At 55.7% G+C, this 14,029-nt stretch carries 12 protein-coding genes; 6 read left to right on the plus strand and 6 right to left on the minus strand.

The window, feature by feature from the left end; genetic code table 11:
- Positions 1-132: 132 nt before the first annotated feature.
- The 3 genes from GC165_17015 to rplU form a co-directional block, all read right to left on the minus strand.
- Complete coding sequence (locus GC165_17015; protein ID MBI1334572.1) at positions 133-624, minus strand: DUF695 domain-containing protein; 492 nt, start codon at positions 622-624, stop codon at positions 133-135.
- Positions 625-695: 71 nt separating this feature from the next.
- Positions 696-950 carry a 50S ribosomal protein L27 gene (locus GC165_17020; protein ID MBI1334573.1) on the minus strand — a complete coding sequence of 85 codons (255 nt, stop codon included), beginning with the start codon at positions 948-950 and terminating at the stop codon, positions 696-698.
- Between the two features lie 2 nt (positions 951-952).
- Entirely contained in the window at positions 953-1,270 is a 318-nt protein-coding gene (gene rplU / locus GC165_17025) for a 50S ribosomal protein L21 (protein MBI1334574.1), read from the minus strand.
- Between the two features lie 174 nt (positions 1,271-1,444).
- Here rplU and GC165_17030 point away from each other — a divergent pair, with 174 nt between their 5' ends.
- The 3 genes from GC165_17030 (at position 1,445) to GC165_17040 (ending at position 6,491) form a co-directional block, all read left to right on the plus strand.
- A complete protein-coding gene (locus GC165_17030; protein ID MBI1334575.1) occupies positions 1,445-3,205 on the plus strand; it encodes a hypothetical protein in 1,761 nt (586 codons plus the stop codon).
- Positions 3,206-3,260: 55 nt separating this feature from the next.
- Positions 3,261-5,018: a hypothetical protein gene (locus tag GC165_17035; GenBank protein ID MBI1334576.1), complete on the plus strand. Its 1,758-nt coding sequence runs from the start codon at positions 3,261-3,263 to the stop codon at positions 5,016-5,018.
- 138 nt (positions 5,019-5,156) lie between these two features.
- Positions 5,157-6,491: a hypothetical protein gene (locus GC165_17040; protein ID MBI1334577.1), complete on the plus strand. Its 1,335-nt coding sequence runs from the start codon at positions 5,157-5,159 to the stop codon at positions 6,489-6,491.
- A gap of 826 nt (positions 6,492-7,317) precedes the next feature.
- Here GC165_17040 and GC165_17045 read toward each other — a convergent pair.
- Positions 7,318-8,742 (minus strand): hypothetical protein, encoded by a 1,425-nt coding sequence (locus GC165_17045; GenBank protein ID MBI1334578.1) that lies wholly within the window; start codon positions 8,740-8,742, stop codon positions 7,318-7,320.
- A 228-nt stretch (positions 8,743-8,970) separates the two neighbouring features.
- Between GC165_17045 and GC165_17050 the strand changes: the two genes are divergently transcribed.
- Positions 8,971-9,900 (plus strand): hypothetical protein, encoded by a 930-nt coding sequence (locus GC165_17050; protein MBI1334579.1) that lies wholly within the window; start codon positions 8,971-8,973, stop codon positions 9,898-9,900.
- 1 nt (position 9,901) lies between these two features.
- Complete coding sequence (gene selB / locus GC165_17055) at positions 9,902-11,752, plus strand: selenocysteine-specific translation elongation factor (protein MBI1334580.1); 1,851 nt, start codon at positions 9,902-9,904, stop codon at positions 11,750-11,752.
- A gap of 106 nt (positions 11,753-11,858) precedes the next feature.
- Here selB and GC165_17060 read toward each other — a convergent pair whose 3' ends face one another.
- Positions 11,859-12,425: a hypothetical protein gene (locus GC165_17060; GenBank protein ID MBI1334581.1), complete on the minus strand. Its 567-nt coding sequence runs from the start codon at positions 12,423-12,425 to the stop codon at positions 11,859-11,861.
- Between the two features lie 110 nt (positions 12,426-12,535).
- Here GC165_17060 and GC165_17065 point away from each other — a divergent pair, with 110 nt between their 5' ends.
- Entirely contained in the window at positions 12,536-12,916 is a 381-nt protein-coding gene (locus GC165_17065; protein ID MBI1334582.1) for a glyoxalase, read from the plus strand.
- Between the two features lie 362 nt (positions 12,917-13,278).
- Here the strand turns inward: GC165_17065 and GC165_17070 are convergent, their stop codons facing one another.
- Positions 13,279-13,989: a succinate dehydrogenase gene (locus tag GC165_17070; GenBank protein ID MBI1334583.1), complete on the minus strand. Its 711-nt coding sequence runs from the start codon at positions 13,987-13,989 to the stop codon at positions 13,279-13,281.
- Between the last annotated feature and the right edge of the window lie 40 nt (positions 13,990-14,029).

Below are 14,029 nucleotides of genomic sequence, written 5' to 3' on the forward strand. Positions count from 1 at the left end.
AAAAGTCCAAGGAGCGAAGTCGAAGACCCCGAGCAGCGTAGCGAATCGGGGCGACCCAGGCGAAGCCCATTCGCAGGCTTAGTCATAACGCTGACTTGCCCGTGCCGCCGAGCCATACGAGAATAGAGGCTCCTAAATCTTTTGCCTCATTTTCACGATCGCTTCGTACTCTTTCCAATCGGGTTGGTAGCGATATTCGATTTTTGGCTTGTAAGCCTGCAGAGCCTTTGCCAACGAGACTGCGTCCTTCGGCTTCTTTTCGTATAAGAGCCAATCTCGGCGACCGCCCAAGGTAATGCATGCGGCGAGAAAAAGGTTCCCTTGCTTCTCGGCCTTCTCCATTTGGTCCTCCAATTTGCCGTAGAAGTCCAGTTCCTCCTTGGTGGGCAACGCCCCCTTGTACTTCAGGCTGACCATCACGAGCCACGGGTAGTCCTTCTTCTTCCGAGACGGATTCTGCAGAAATCGGACGAAGCCCCTTCCGATCTTGGAGTCGATTGTTGCGATCGCCCACAAATCCTTTTGCTGTGCCTTTTTCGGCAGAAATGAGCTTTGCGCCCTTGCCTGAAAGAAGATGGTAGCAACCATCAATGCCCCAATGAATCCTCGCATCCAACGCAACACAGGCACATTATGATCAGTAAGCACAAAAAAAACGCCCCGCTCAAATCGAGCGGGGCGTTTTCACAAATCCCTTACTGGTGGGCGTAAACCGCGACTCGTCGCTTGTTCTTCGGACCTTCGAACTTCACCTGACCGTCGATCAGTGCATAAATCGTGTAGTCGCGACCAAGACCGACGTTCGGACCTGGGTGAAACTGCGTACCGCGCTGTCGAACGATGATCGAACCGGCTTTGACGACTTCGCCGCCGTACTTCTTGATACCAAGCCGCTGCGAATTGCTATCGCGACCGTTTCGAGTTGAACCTTGACCTTTTTTATGTGCCATTCTTAGCTCCCAGCCACCACGTCGGTGACCTTAACGTGAGTCTGAGGCTGGCGATGTCCCCATCGCTTGCGCTCATTCTTCTTCGGCTTGTAGTTAAAAGCGTTGATCTTCTTGGCCTTGCCCTGGCGAACGATTTCGCCAACGACCTTCGCGCCCTTTACGAACGGGCTGCCAACCTTCGTCTTGTCGCCATCGACGACCGCAACCACTTCCGTCAGTTCAACCTTGGTCCCGGCTTCGCCCTCAAGCTTCTCGACGATCAAAACGTCGCCTTTCGAGGCGGTGTACTGCTTTCCACCAGTCTTTACGATAACTTGCATGTTCTCAATCTCCTGACACTTAGCGGCGACAAGGCGCAATTGGAAATTATGGCAAAAAACGCCAAGAAATTTCTATGCCTACAAGTAGACAGCCACAGAAGAACCCATATTCTACCCAAAACTTCTCCGATTCATATGTCGTCGGAACGACAACCTGAACTATTCTAGGTGAATATGTCCCGAGTCTCCGGCATCATGTTCTTCCTGCTGTGCCTCACCCTCTTTTCGTGTGGGGGCGGAGGAGGCTCTAGTTCGGCCGGATTACAATACACGACGGATTGGTCTCACCGGCTCACTTCCGGTCAAATCACCGGCCAATCTCAGCGCGTCAATGTTCTCGACTCGGCTGGACTCCCTGTCATTTCCGTCATTCTCCAGAACGTTGCGGCTCCGGTCGAGTCCACCACGTTCGACCTCGCAAACGGAGACTACACGCTTCAGGTCCAACTGTTCTCGGCACCAAACGCTGGCGGAGTTCAAACCGGAATCCTCGAAGTCCCCATCAGTATCACCAATGGCAGGGGCACGACTGTCAGCAGCGCAGTCGGCGATCCTATCGCCAATATCGGAGTCTCGCCCGATCAGGCAAGCATTCAAGTGGGCAAGGGCAAGCAGTTTCGGGCATTTGGTGTGAATAGCTCCTCCCAAAAGACCTTCATCGCTCCCGACTCGATCACTTGGTCGGTTCTCGGCGGAATTGGAACCGTTACCCAAGACGGAAACTTTACGGACAATGCGATCGGAACGGGGAGCATCCGCGCATCCTACACTACCGGCCCCATCGGATCGGCCGTTATCACCGGTACCCAGGCCGTCACGACACACTCGAAATGGACCGTGTTGGTCTACCTCAACAGCGCGAATAGTCTTCAGCAGTATTCGTTCCTCAACATGAATCAGATGGAACGGGTCGCCGACAATCCCGATGTCCGATTCGTCGTTCAGTGGAAGCAATTCCCGGCCCAGTACTCCGGCGGAACCTTCAACGGCACCCGCCGCTACTTGGTCGCTCCCGACCAAACCAGCAGCATCGCCTCCACCCTCATTCAAGACATGGGAACGTCCGTAGACATGGGATCGACCCAAACCCTGCACGACTTCATTACGTGGGGCAAGGCAAACTTCCCCGCCGATCACTATTGTCTCATTCTTTGGGATCACGGTAGCGGATGGCAGGGCCCACCCTCTAGTTCCCAAGCCATCCATCAGTCGATCTCGAACGATGACCAAGCCCAAAGCGAAATTGAGATTTGGAACTTGAGCCAAGCCCTTGGGTCAGAACATTTCGACATTCTCGCCTGCGACGCCTGCGACATGCAGATGCTCGAAGTAGCCTACGAAGTTAAGGACAACTGCGACTATTACGTCGGCAGCGAAGAGCTGACCCCCGCCGAAGGCTATCCCTATGACTTGGTCTTCGGACCTCTCCGCGACAATCCGGACATGACGCCGAGGGCCTTCTCCAAGTCGTTTGTCGATGGAATGCTGGCGGTTCCGCTCTACAACACCTCGAAAATCACGCAAGGTGTGGTCGATACCAGTCAGCTCAATTCCTTGGCAAGTGCTGTCAGCACGCTAGGGACCGAACTGAAGAACAATTCGTCGAGTCTAACGTCCGCCATCCAATTTGCTCGCGCGAACGCCGCAAGTTTTGATGTCTCTTCTTCTCGCTACTACCGCGATCTCTATGACCTCTGTCTAAAGCTGGAGGCGAATACATCGATACCCTCCGTGTTGTCGGCCACCGCAGGCGTCAAGTCCGCTGCCTCGAACGCGATCGTTTGGGCCGGCCACAATTCGCTTTCCCCGGCTAGCACCGGACTTGCGATTGACTTCTCGACGGCGTCTGCATTTTCCAGCCAAGCCGCGAATTATCGACTGCTGAAACTCGGTCAGGCGACCCAATGGAATGAATTCCTTGAGGGAGCTCCTTAGGACCAATCGTAAATACAGCACAATTGGCGGCCCACTTGCAATATCCTAATTGGTAATGTCGCGTCGGCTTCCTGTTCTATTCGCGTTTCTTTGCCTGCTGATGACCCTGCTGTCGTGTGGCGGCTCCGGTGGAGGAATCCGCGGTCTGGTCTACACGACGAACTGGACCAACTATCAAGCGCTCGGCCAGATCGACGGTGCCTCGCAGAAGGTCAACATTTACGATAGCGCCGGCCTCCCCGTCACCACCGTCATCATTCAAAACGTGACGGCGCCCATCGAGTCGACCAGTATCGAACTCGCCAACGGAAACTATCTTCTTGAGTCCCAGCTCTTTTCCGGCGCGAACGCGGGCGGAACCCAAACCGGCGAACTCGTCGTCCCCTTCACGATCAGCGGCGGTCAAGTCGAGATCAAGAGCGCCGTTGGCAACTCAGTCGATTCCATCGCCGTTTCACCCAGCCAAGCCAGCGTCGAGGTCGGCCGAGGACAGCAGTTTCGAGCCTACGGCCAAGACCCCAACGGCGTCAAAACCTTCATCACGCCCGATTCCATCACCTGGTCCGTCCTAGGGGGCATCGGCAGTATCACGACCGACGGCAACTACACCGCAAATGCCGAAGCCACCGGCAGCGTCCGCGCCACCTACACCAATGGCCGCCTGGGTTCCGCCATCGTCACCAATACCGCGCCGAACGTCACGCACGGCAAGTGGACCATCCTCGTCTATATGAATGCGGCCAACGATTTGCAGCAGTATTCGGTACTAAACATGAACCAAATCGAAAAGGTCGCCAGCAATCCTGACGTCCGTTTCGTGGTCCAGTGGAAGCAGTACCCGGCCCAGTTCACCGGCGGAACCTTTAACGGAACCCGCCGCTATTTGGCTGCCTCCGACTTCTCTAACAACATCAATTCGACGCTCCTGCAGGACATGGGCACGACTGTCGACATGGGTTCCGCCCAAACCCTCCACGACTTCATCACGTGGGGCAAAGCCAACTTCCCCGCCGACCATTATTGCCTCATCATCTGGAACCACGGCAACGGCTGGCGAAGGTCGCTTGGCAACCTCGACCTCACCCGCGCCGTCTCTTACGACGACGAAATGGGCACGTCGATTCAGATCTGGGAACTCAGCCAAGCCCTTGGCTCCGAACATTTCGACATCATCTCTTGGGACGCCAGCCTCATGCAGATGGCCGAAATTGCCTACGAGATCAAGGACAACACCGATTACGTTGTGGGTAGCGAGGAGAGCCCGCCCGCCGAAGGTCTTCCTTATGACCTCGTCTTCGCGCCCTTCCGCGACACGCCCGACGAAAGCGCCCGCAATCTCTCGAAGTCCTTCGTGGATGGCATGCTCGCGGTGTCCTCGTACGCCAGCAAGAAGATCACGCAGAGCGTCATTGATACCAGCCAGTTGCCCGCCCTCGCGTCCGCGGTTAGCAGCCTCGGCATCGAATTAACCAACAATGCGAGCAGTCTCACGACCGCGATCCAAACCACGAGGAGCACAGCGCAAAGTTACAGCCCGACCTCCGCTCGCGTCTATCGCGACCTGAAGGATGTTTGTCTGAACCTAGAAGCCAATACGACCATTCCGTCGGTACTCACCGCCACTGCCAACGTGAAGACCGCGCTGGCTAACGCTGTAGTTTGGGAGGGTCATAACAGTAATTCACCCAACAGCGCCGGAATCTCCATTGATTTTTCGGCCGGCTCGACATTTGCGTCTAGTGCGTCGGACTATCAGCTCATGAAGTTCGCCCAGGCGACGCAGTGGGACGAATACCTCAGCATAGCTCCGTAAGTGGGGAAAAGTCTTTATTGACAACCTTTTACCGTGGTCATTATTATCACTTTATCACCTGTATAGGTGACAGGCTAAGATATGAATCACAGTCGAACACTTTTGATCGCAACATGTTGCGTGTTTCCTTCGTGGGTAATGGCTCAGGAAGCCGACCTCGGCGCGAGTTTTAGTCGGGTCTGGTTTGCTCGGGGCAAGCCAGTCTCGTCCAAATCCGAAGTCAATTCTTTCGGCATTGATCAGACACAGTCAAGTAGTAGCTCAGTAACTTTGAGAACAGTGCCTACCGAGCCTCTCGTTGGCATCGAAATTAAGATTTCAGCACTTTCTCTAGCGATCCATGAGAACATGAAGAAGAACTTTCTCAAAGTTTCCGAGATCTCGAAATTATTGACCGATATTGTCAAGAACGGGACTCTTGGTGGTGTCGACAGTCGAGGACTTTTTACTATCAGGAGAACCGACTATGAAATGGCTTACACGACGCCGATCCGACCTTTCCTTTCAAAGGACAAAAAGTCTATCGTTTTGGTTTTGCCATCCACCAAGGGAACGAATCAAGATGAGGCCCTATCCAACAGCATAAACGCTTCCTACGAAGTTACTTTCGAGCTCAAATACTTTATGAGCCCCAAAAAATACGTTAAGGTTGAACTTGCTGGCGATACGATTAAGCACAAGGACCCCCTTTCGCTCACCGGGCGCGGAGCGGTTTCTGCGAGTACCGACTTTGCAAAACAGGATACAAAACTTATTGATACCGGTAGCCCCGCCGCAACCGGTCAAAGAACCAAGTTCGCTATCACCTATAAGGGAGTCGCCAATTCATTCCAAACGGCTATTTTCAGGGGAGAACGAAGCTATTACGATTTCAGTCTGGACGGAGTGCTGACCGAACTCAGCCACGACAAACAGTCGCGAATTTCTCTCGGGTTCGCGGGCGTAACAAACGTTTGGAGCATACCTGGCACCATTTCTACTCGAGCCGTCAATATTGACACGTCTCAACACGCTCGCCAACAATCAGTCCTTTACGATATCGGCTACAAATGGGGAGACCGACGAGTTGATGGAAAGGGTTTTATACCCGGAGACGAAGTCGATGACACAATGACCATCAACCTCGGCATCCAACTCGGCGGCATCTTCTTCAAGCGCATCGAAGGTGTACCCGATCCAGACAAGCTGCGAAGATGGGTGGTGCGCCCACGCTTGACCATTGCATTTAAAGATTTATTGAAAGGGGACGGAGGCTTGCTCTCCCTTTCTGGTAGCGGAACATTATACGCAGTCAGCGCTGACCTTGGCGGGGCAGATACCTTTAACGGATACGGAGAGGAATTTAACGTTTCTCTTAAGTTCGGTCCCGATAACCAGCAAATTGCCTTTACTATCTCCGGAGGCCGAAATCGCGCTCAAGACTTTGTGAAAGTTGCGCCAACTTACTCGCTAGGACTTGCCTACAAGTTCTAAAAAAAATGGGCCCGCAACTAAACGGGCCCGATGGGCTTGGAGGGTTTATGGTCACCGGACTCATGTTTGGGGGGTTAGGATCGGTCCGGTTCTTGTTTTCGTCGGGGGTCATGCTTGGGTGACCGCTCGACACTAACGGTTTTCCGCGAATTCTGTGCCAAATACCCTGTGCGGATACCAGGATAAATTTTGTAGGTTCAAATACAGCGGGAATACCTGGACATATCTGAAGGGTGCTCAGTGCTCAGTGCACTCCGCACTCTGCACTCCCCATTCTGTGCTCAGTGCTCTCTGCCCTCCGTTCTCAGTTCCTTGCACTCCCCACTTCGGACTCCCAACCATCGCGAAGCTAGCCCTATGCTCTAAGCTCTATGGCCTCTGAATCTCCAAGACTGGATTCTCCACAAAACTAAGTTATCCCTTAGAAAAGGGATCGGTAAGTGAGGAACGAACCGAGGGATTGACCACAAACTCCCACCTATAGTAGCGACGCGAAAGGGGCAACAGTCAACTAAGGAAGATACTTTTCCAGGCCGGGTCTGTCGGCAAGGACCCAATCAAGATTCTTCTCTGAATAGGGTCCGCCAGAAGGGCGCCACCAAGATACTTCTCCGGATGGAGAAGTCGGTGAGGTGTCGAAGGCACCGAACCGGATGAGCGGAACAAAACTCTCGCTGCAAAGCGAAGACCCCGATCCATCGGGGCCAACTCCCAACTCCCAACTCCCAACTCCCAACTCCCAACTCCCAACTAAAAGCTTGAGGCTCAAAAAAGAATAAACCCCACCATAAAGGTGGGGCTTGGTCTTTGTCTATTCGATCAGAAATTAGCCTTTGAGGAGCGAAAGGACGGACTGTCCAGCTTGGTTCGCCTGGCCGAGCATTGCCATGCCGGCTTGCTGCATCACCTGAAGCTTGGTGTAGTTCGTCATTTCGGACGCGACGTCAAGGTCTCGGATCGCGCTCTCAGAGTTCGAGAGGTTCTCCTTCATGCTCGCCAGAGATCGGTTGTTGGACTCCAGAACGTTGCGCTGGAAGTTACCGATTCGGCCTCGCATCTGGCTGACCTCGTCGATCGCCTTGTCGATGACCGCAATAGCCGAGTTGGCGCCAGCCGAGGTGGTGACGTCCACGTTTGCCAGAGTCGTACCGGAAGCGACGCCCGAACCGAGTTGGTTGGCGCTCATGTTTCGCAGAGCGAGGTTGGTGGTGGTGTTCGCAAGGAATCCGATCTGGAAGGACGAATCCGCCGCGATGACCTGGCCCATGAGCGAGGTACCCGTCGCGTTGCCACCCTGAGTGATCTGCAACTTGTTACCGTTCGCGTCGGTCAAGGTCAGACCATCGGCTCCGGCTCGACCGCCGGTGAAGAGGACGTTCTGGCCACCAACCGTGACCGTAGCCGCGGCGTCAGAGCCAACCACGCTTGCCGAGGTATTCGCCGAAGAAGAAACGACGCCGGACGTATCGACGAAGTTGATCGATCGGTTGGTACCCGTCTGAGTCTGCGTGAAGATCAGCTGGTTCGAGGAGTTGAACGAAGCGGTAACGCCCGTCTGGCCCGAAGCCGCGTTGATCATCGAAGCGATGCTGGCACCCGAGGTACCGGCCGAGATCGAGAAGCTGACGCCGTTGACGCTGATGGAGCCTGCAGCCGCCGCACCGGTGGTCAACAGAGCCGTAGCCGTGTACAGAGCCGAAGCCGCTGCAGCCGTCTGGTTGATCGTGATCAGACCAGTCTGCGTAACCGTCGTGCTGTTGGCCGTACCGCCGAAGCTGAAGCCAGCAACCTTCGAAGTGTTCGAAATCTGGGTCGTGACACCGGCAGAACCATCGAGAAGCTTTCGACCCGAATAGGTAACGGACGAAGCGATTCGGTCGATCGAGCTGATGATCGAGTTGACCTGGTCCTGGTTCGCAGCGAGCTGCGTAGCCGTCAAAGTAGCCGAGTTGCCCGAGGCAACCGCGAGACTTCGCGCATCGTCCAGAAGCTGGTTCATTTCACCAAGCGCGTTCTCCGCGGTCTTGGCATAGTTCATGGCTTCCGTGTTGTTGCGGGTCGCAGCATCCATCGAAGCGATCTGCGAGCGGAAAAGTTCAGAGCTGATGAGACCAGCAGGATCGTCAGACGCATCCGAAATGCGAAGACCCTTAGAAAGTCGATTCATCGACTTGCTCATCATGCTGGAGACGTTAGCGACGCTATTGTAGGCGCCGAGCGCCTCTACGTTGGTGTTGATTCGAAATGACATGTTAGACCTCCGTGTTGTCCTTTGAGTCGTTGCCGTTGCCTTCCTGACTTGGCTTTGGCGATCCCTTCACAGTTTCGCGTTAGTGGATCGCCGACTCAAACGACCCTCGTTCATTTACCTGTTTCCACACCCAGCAACATTACCAACCTAGTAAAATTACCAGTATTCAAAAAACCCTGTGAAAACTACTTGGGGACATCTCTTGGCACGGTCCCGACCTTATAGGACATTCATTCAAAACCGGCCCGCCGCAGAGATACACTATTGCCCGTGACCACACTTCTCGTGACCTGGAAAGAGCCGGGTCAAGTCGGCGTCAACGCCGCATGGGACGCCCGAAAGAACGGCGCCGATCTGATCACCACCATTGAAAAGGGCCTCGCCGCCTGCGAACTCGATCCCTCTCTTCTCGCGATCGGCCTCGGGTCGCTTCCCAACGCCGACGGCGAACTCGAGCTGGACGCCTCCATCATGGACGGCAGCGACATGAATTGCGGCGCCGTCTGCTCGGTCCGCGGCATCGTCCCGGTCATTTCCGTTGCAAGAATGGTCATGGAAGACACTCCTCATGTGATGCTGGCTGGCGATCAAGCCCGCCGCTTCGCCATCGAAAAAGGCATGCGACCGCAAAACCTGCTCACCGCCGAATGCATTGAGAAGTACGACGAGTGGGTCCGCGGCGAAGCCGAGAAGTTTTACGTCCACACCGCCCAAGAGTCGCACGACACCGTCACCATCCTTGGCCTCGAAACCCGCGCAGACGGCACGCCCCACCTCGTGGCCGCCTCCTCCACCAGCGGCCTGGCCTGGAAGCTTCCCGGACGAGTGGGCGACTCGCCCATCGTGGGCGCTGGTATCTACGCCGACGATGAAATCGGCGCGGCGGGCGCAACGGGCCTCGGCGAAGAGCTTTGGAAAGCCGTCGCTTCTTTCCGCACCGTACGCAACATGGAAACCGGCATGACCGCCCAAGAGGCTTGCGAAGAAACGATTCAACACATGACCCGCCGCCAAAAGCACGCCACCGACCTCCCCTGCGTGGTCATGGCCCTTCGAAAAGACGGAGATTTTGGCGCGGCCACGACGAAAGGCGAGTTCCCGTATTGGGTTTGTCGCGACGGTGATATAGAATTCAGAGAACAAAAGTCTCTGAACTAAGATGGCCTGCCTTATCGGAACCGCCGGGCACGTTGACCACGGCAAAAGCTCTCTGATCCGGGCACTAACCGGCATCGATCCTGATCGCCTGCCCGAAGAGAAGGAACGAGGCATGACCATCGACCTTGGATTTGCCTGCGTCGATCTGCCGACTGCGGGCCGAGTCTCCATCATCGACGTGCCCGGCCACGAGCGTTACGCCACTAACATGCTCGCGGGCACCATGAACATCGACATCGCCCTCCTCTGCATCGCTGCGGACGAGGGCATCATGCCCCAGACCGAGGAGCATCTTAAGATTCTCGATCTTCTGCCCGTCCAAACCCTGATCGTCGCCGTCACCAAAGCCGACGTCGTGGACACCGACTTCCTGGTCATGCAGATCGAGCATATCGAGGAAGACCTTTCTCGAACCCGCTTCCGAGGCGCGGCCATCATTCCCGTCTCGTCGCAGACTGGCGAGGGCCTGCCCGTCCTGATCGCCTCGCTGGATCATGCTGTCGCCGCATTTAAGCCAACTCCCGACCCCAACGACCGCTGGTACATGCCCATCGACCGCGCATTCCTTGTCAAGGGTCACGGGCTCGTGGTAACCGGCTCCGTCGCCCGAGGTCACGTCGAAACCGGGACCGACGCCGAAATCTATCCCGAAGGTCATAAGGTCAAGATCCGCTCCATCCACGTTCACGATGCCACCGTCGACACTGCCGAACGTGGCATGAGAACCGCCCTCAATATCTCCGGGGTTAGCTCGGACGACGTCCATCGCGGAATGGTGATTTCCGCTCCCAAAGCCGTCGTCGAAACCTTCCAATCCGATTTCAAGGTCCGCTGGGTCGATGAACCCAAGCACGGTATGGAGGTTCGCGTCGCCGTCGGCTCCGCCGATGTCCTCGGCAAGCTCTATCTCAACGACCAGGATTCGTCCATCGCCTTCGTCCGGTTCACCGAGAAGATCGCGGTGGCCAAAGGCGAGCCGGCCATCCTGCGCCGCCACAGCCCGCCTACGCTATTAGCCGGGGGCGTCGTTATCACGCCCGAAGCCGAATCCCGACGCAAGAAGGACTCGATCCGCTACATCGATCTGGTCAATATCGACGAAGGCATCATCGCCGCCATCCACGAAGCCCCTAACGGCGTAACGACCCAAGAGATTTGCCGCCTCATCGGCGTCAGCGAGCAGCAGTTGGGTGACCACTTCGAACAGCTCATCCGCGAACGCCGCGTCATCGGCTTTGCCGGTCTCTGGTACCAGCCGCCGGTCTTCCTCGCCCAGGCCAACCTGTTCCTCAAAGCCCTTCGCGAAATTCACGCCGAGAATCCGCTCTCCCTCAACCATCCGCGCGAGGTCGTGCTCAAGCGCTCCGGCCATACCTGGTTCGGCAAACCCTTCGAACGCATCCTCACCAAGCTCGCCGAGCTCAAAAAGATCGAAATCGACGGCACCCGCATCAAACTCGCTGAATTCAAAATCGCGATGAATCCGAAGCAGGAGGCCTTCCTTCAGCGGGTCGAAGCCGAACTCGACAAGATCGTCATCAACGTCCCTTACGCCAGCGAAATCGCCTCCAAGCTTGGCGTGCCGGTGCAAGCCGTCGAAGAAATCCTCAGCACCGCCGCCAACGCGGACCGGATCGTCAAAGTGGGTCAGACGCTGTACTACACGTCGGCACAGATTGAGCGGGTCAAGTCCATATTGAAAGAGGGCACCAAAGGTCAGCCGTTCACGGCACCGGAAGCCAAGGAAGCCCTGCAGACCTCACGAAAGTTCCTCATCCCGATGCTGGAATACCTTGACTCGGTCGGTTTCACCACGCGAATCGACGATAAGCGGGTCATTCGAAACCGCTAGGATTCAGCAAGTTGGATGCGAATATGCCCGTAGGAAGCGTACAAAACACGATGCCTCTCCGGATGGAGAGGCCGGTGAGTGAAAACGAACCGGGTGAAGCGAAAACCTAAACCCGAACGCGCTCGCCGCGTGGCACCGCCACCCCGACCGGTCCGACTTCTTGCGCCAACAATTCGCTTCGGCTCGCCTTAACGTGCCCCGAAACCTTGTCGATCGTCGTCTCCAGTCGAGACAGAACGTCGTTCGCGTATTGGTCCGCTCCGCGTCGTGTCTGAGCCGCTTCGCGCTCGGCCGCGTTACGAATTTCTTCGGCCTGAGCCTTGCTCAGCTTCAGAACTTCGCTCTGGGAAACCAAAAGCTCCTGCTGAGCCTTCGCGCCTTCCAAGAATTCGGCCGCTTGCCCTCGGGCCTGCTCAATCAGACGCTGACCCTCTTCCTGCGCCTTTCGAAGAATATTCTCGGCGTCCAAACTCGCCTGTTCCTTGATCTTCTCGGATTCCTTCACGTTGTTCGACGCGTTCTTCATCTCGCCGGGCAAGCCCGCCTTGATCTTTCCGATGATCAGGTTAATTTCCTGCTTATCGAGTCCGTACGTGAGCCGCCCAACGATGGTGCGGGGATCTTCGGTAGCTAGGAGCTGCAGTTCTTCGAGGAGGGCAAAGACGTCTTCCATAGACCTATCCCATCATTTTACACAGTTCATTAAGATTCGGTTCCGAATGGGGAAAGTAGGTGGATTATTTTCTTGACATAGTAGACATAAGTCTGTATAATTTGTCTACCATGAAATTGAAGTGGGACTATGTCGGCGTTATTTCCGCCGACCTCAAACGATCCGTCGAATTCTATCGTCTTCTTGGCTTTCCCTTCCCCGATCCCGACAGCGATCACGTCGAAGCCGAGCTTGAAAATGGCATGCGTTTCGCGCTCGATTCCCTCGAACTCATGAAAAGCCTCGGCCCGTGGGAAGAACCAAAGGGCCATCGCATGGGCATCGCCGTCAACGCCGAAACCCCCGCGGGAGTGGACGAAACCTTCAAGACGATCGTCGATGCAGGCTTCGAAGGCATGACCGAGCCGTTCGACGCTTTCTGGGGCCAACGCTATGCCCAGGTCAAAGACCCCGACGGCAACCCGGTCGATATTTACGCACCATTGGAATAGGGGTACAAGCTGACCTCTCTCTCCGGTTTCTCGCAGAGCGAAAATGGGAGGGAGAGCAGTTGGAACTGCCTTTGTAAGAGGAGACAATCAGGGCAAGGGCGACTTTAGCCTTCTGTCAACTGCCAACCGCCGACTCCAAACTCTCGTAGCGGAGCCGGGACGACCCACAGGAGACTCGTTCGATTTAGGTAACCAGCTTTCGGCTTTGCCAGATGTAGGGCTGTAAGCCCGTTTCATCTTAGCCCAGTCCGCAAAGCCGGGAATCGGCTCGAAGGGCTGGGTAAGGGACCGAAATAGCCCGAGTCCAAGGAGTCCCGAGCATCGGGACGACCCGGCGATTATCGCCGACTAGCCAACAACGGCTAGCGCTGAAAACTTGCCGTGCTCGCCGTCGGTGCTGGCGTCGATTGGCTCATACCCGTATCAAGAGGCTTGTTGATGAGGAATCCGGCCAATGCCGCCCAACCCATTAATGTCAGCGCCACCATGACGACCGCCGAGAACTTCTGAACCGCAAGCTGAGCCTTATCGCTCACGGTAATGCCCCAGCGAACGCAGAAGTTCCAAAGGCCATACCCAAGGTGGTAAGAGGCTCCCAACACGCCAAAAATGTAGATCAGTAGGATGATCGGATTGTGGAGCATGTCGTGCCACTGGTTGAACTTGATCAACTTGGCGTCGCCCGTCACATACTTGGTCGCTGTCGTGGCGCTCACGTGGTACATCAAAAACGCGAAGACCAGCACGCCGCTGATGCGCTGCATCATGAACATTCGGCTCTGCGACCATTTGTACTTGGTCGTCAAGAAACTCTCGGCTCGCGAAATGATGAACAAGCCGTAAATTGCATGGAACAGGAGCGGAATCCAGATCATCAGGATTTCCGTCGCCAGCAAGAAGTGCTTGGGCATGCCCTCAAAGAACTCGATGACCGCGTTGAACTTCTCTGGCCCCGCCAGAGAGAAGGTGTTCAGCGTCAGGTGCTGCGCCATGTAGTATCCGACGGGCATCACACCGGTGATCGAATGGATGCGGTGCAGAACGTAGTTTTCTCGCGCCAATGAGACAGCCATAATTCTTGTCTACGAGGTTACCCGTCTGGCGGTAATCTTT

The organism is Armatimonadota bacterium, from assembly GCA_016125185.1.
GTDB lineage: Bacteria > Armatimonadota > Fimbriimonadia > Fimbriimonadales > Fimbriimonadaceae > Fimbriimonas.

Bases quoted from the DNA above. Each gene is read 5' to 3' on its own strand.
- GC165_17035 (MBI1334576.1), top strand. From the start codon at position 3,261: ATGTCGCGTCGGCTTCCTGTTCTATTCGCGTTTCTTTGCCTGCTGATG.
- selB (MBI1334580.1), top strand. From the start codon at position 9,902: ATGGCCTGCCTTATCGGAACCGCCGGGCACGTTGACCACGGCAAAAGC.
- GC165_17040 (MBI1334577.1), top strand. From the start codon at position 5,157: ATGGCTCAGGAAGCCGACCTCGGCGCGAGTTTTAGTCGGGTCTGGTTT.
- GC165_17060 (MBI1334581.1), bottom strand. From the start codon at position 12,425: ATGGAAGACGTCTTTGCCCTCCTCGAAGAACTGCAGCTCCTAGCTACC.
- GC165_17065 (MBI1334582.1), top strand. From the start codon at position 12,536: ATGAAATTGAAGTGGGACTATGTCGGCGTTATTTCCGCCGACCTCAAA.
- GC165_17030 (MBI1334575.1), top strand. From the start codon at position 1,445: ATGTCCCGAGTCTCCGGCATCATGTTCTTCCTGCTGTGCCTCACCCTC.
- GC165_17045 (MBI1334578.1), bottom strand. From the start codon at position 8,742: ATGTCATTTCGAATCAACACCAACGTAGAGGCGCTCGGCGCCTACAAT.
- GC165_17070 (MBI1334583.1), bottom strand. From the start codon at position 13,989: ATGGCTGTCTCATTGGCGCGAGAAAACTACGTTCTGCACCGCATCCAT.
- rplU (MBI1334574.1), bottom strand. From the start codon at position 1,270: ATGCAAGTTATCGTAAAGACTGGTGGAAAGCAGTACACCGCCTCGAAA.
- GC165_17020 (MBI1334573.1), bottom strand. From the start codon at position 950: ATGGCACATAAAAAAGGTCAAGGTTCAACTCGAAACGGTCGCGATAGC.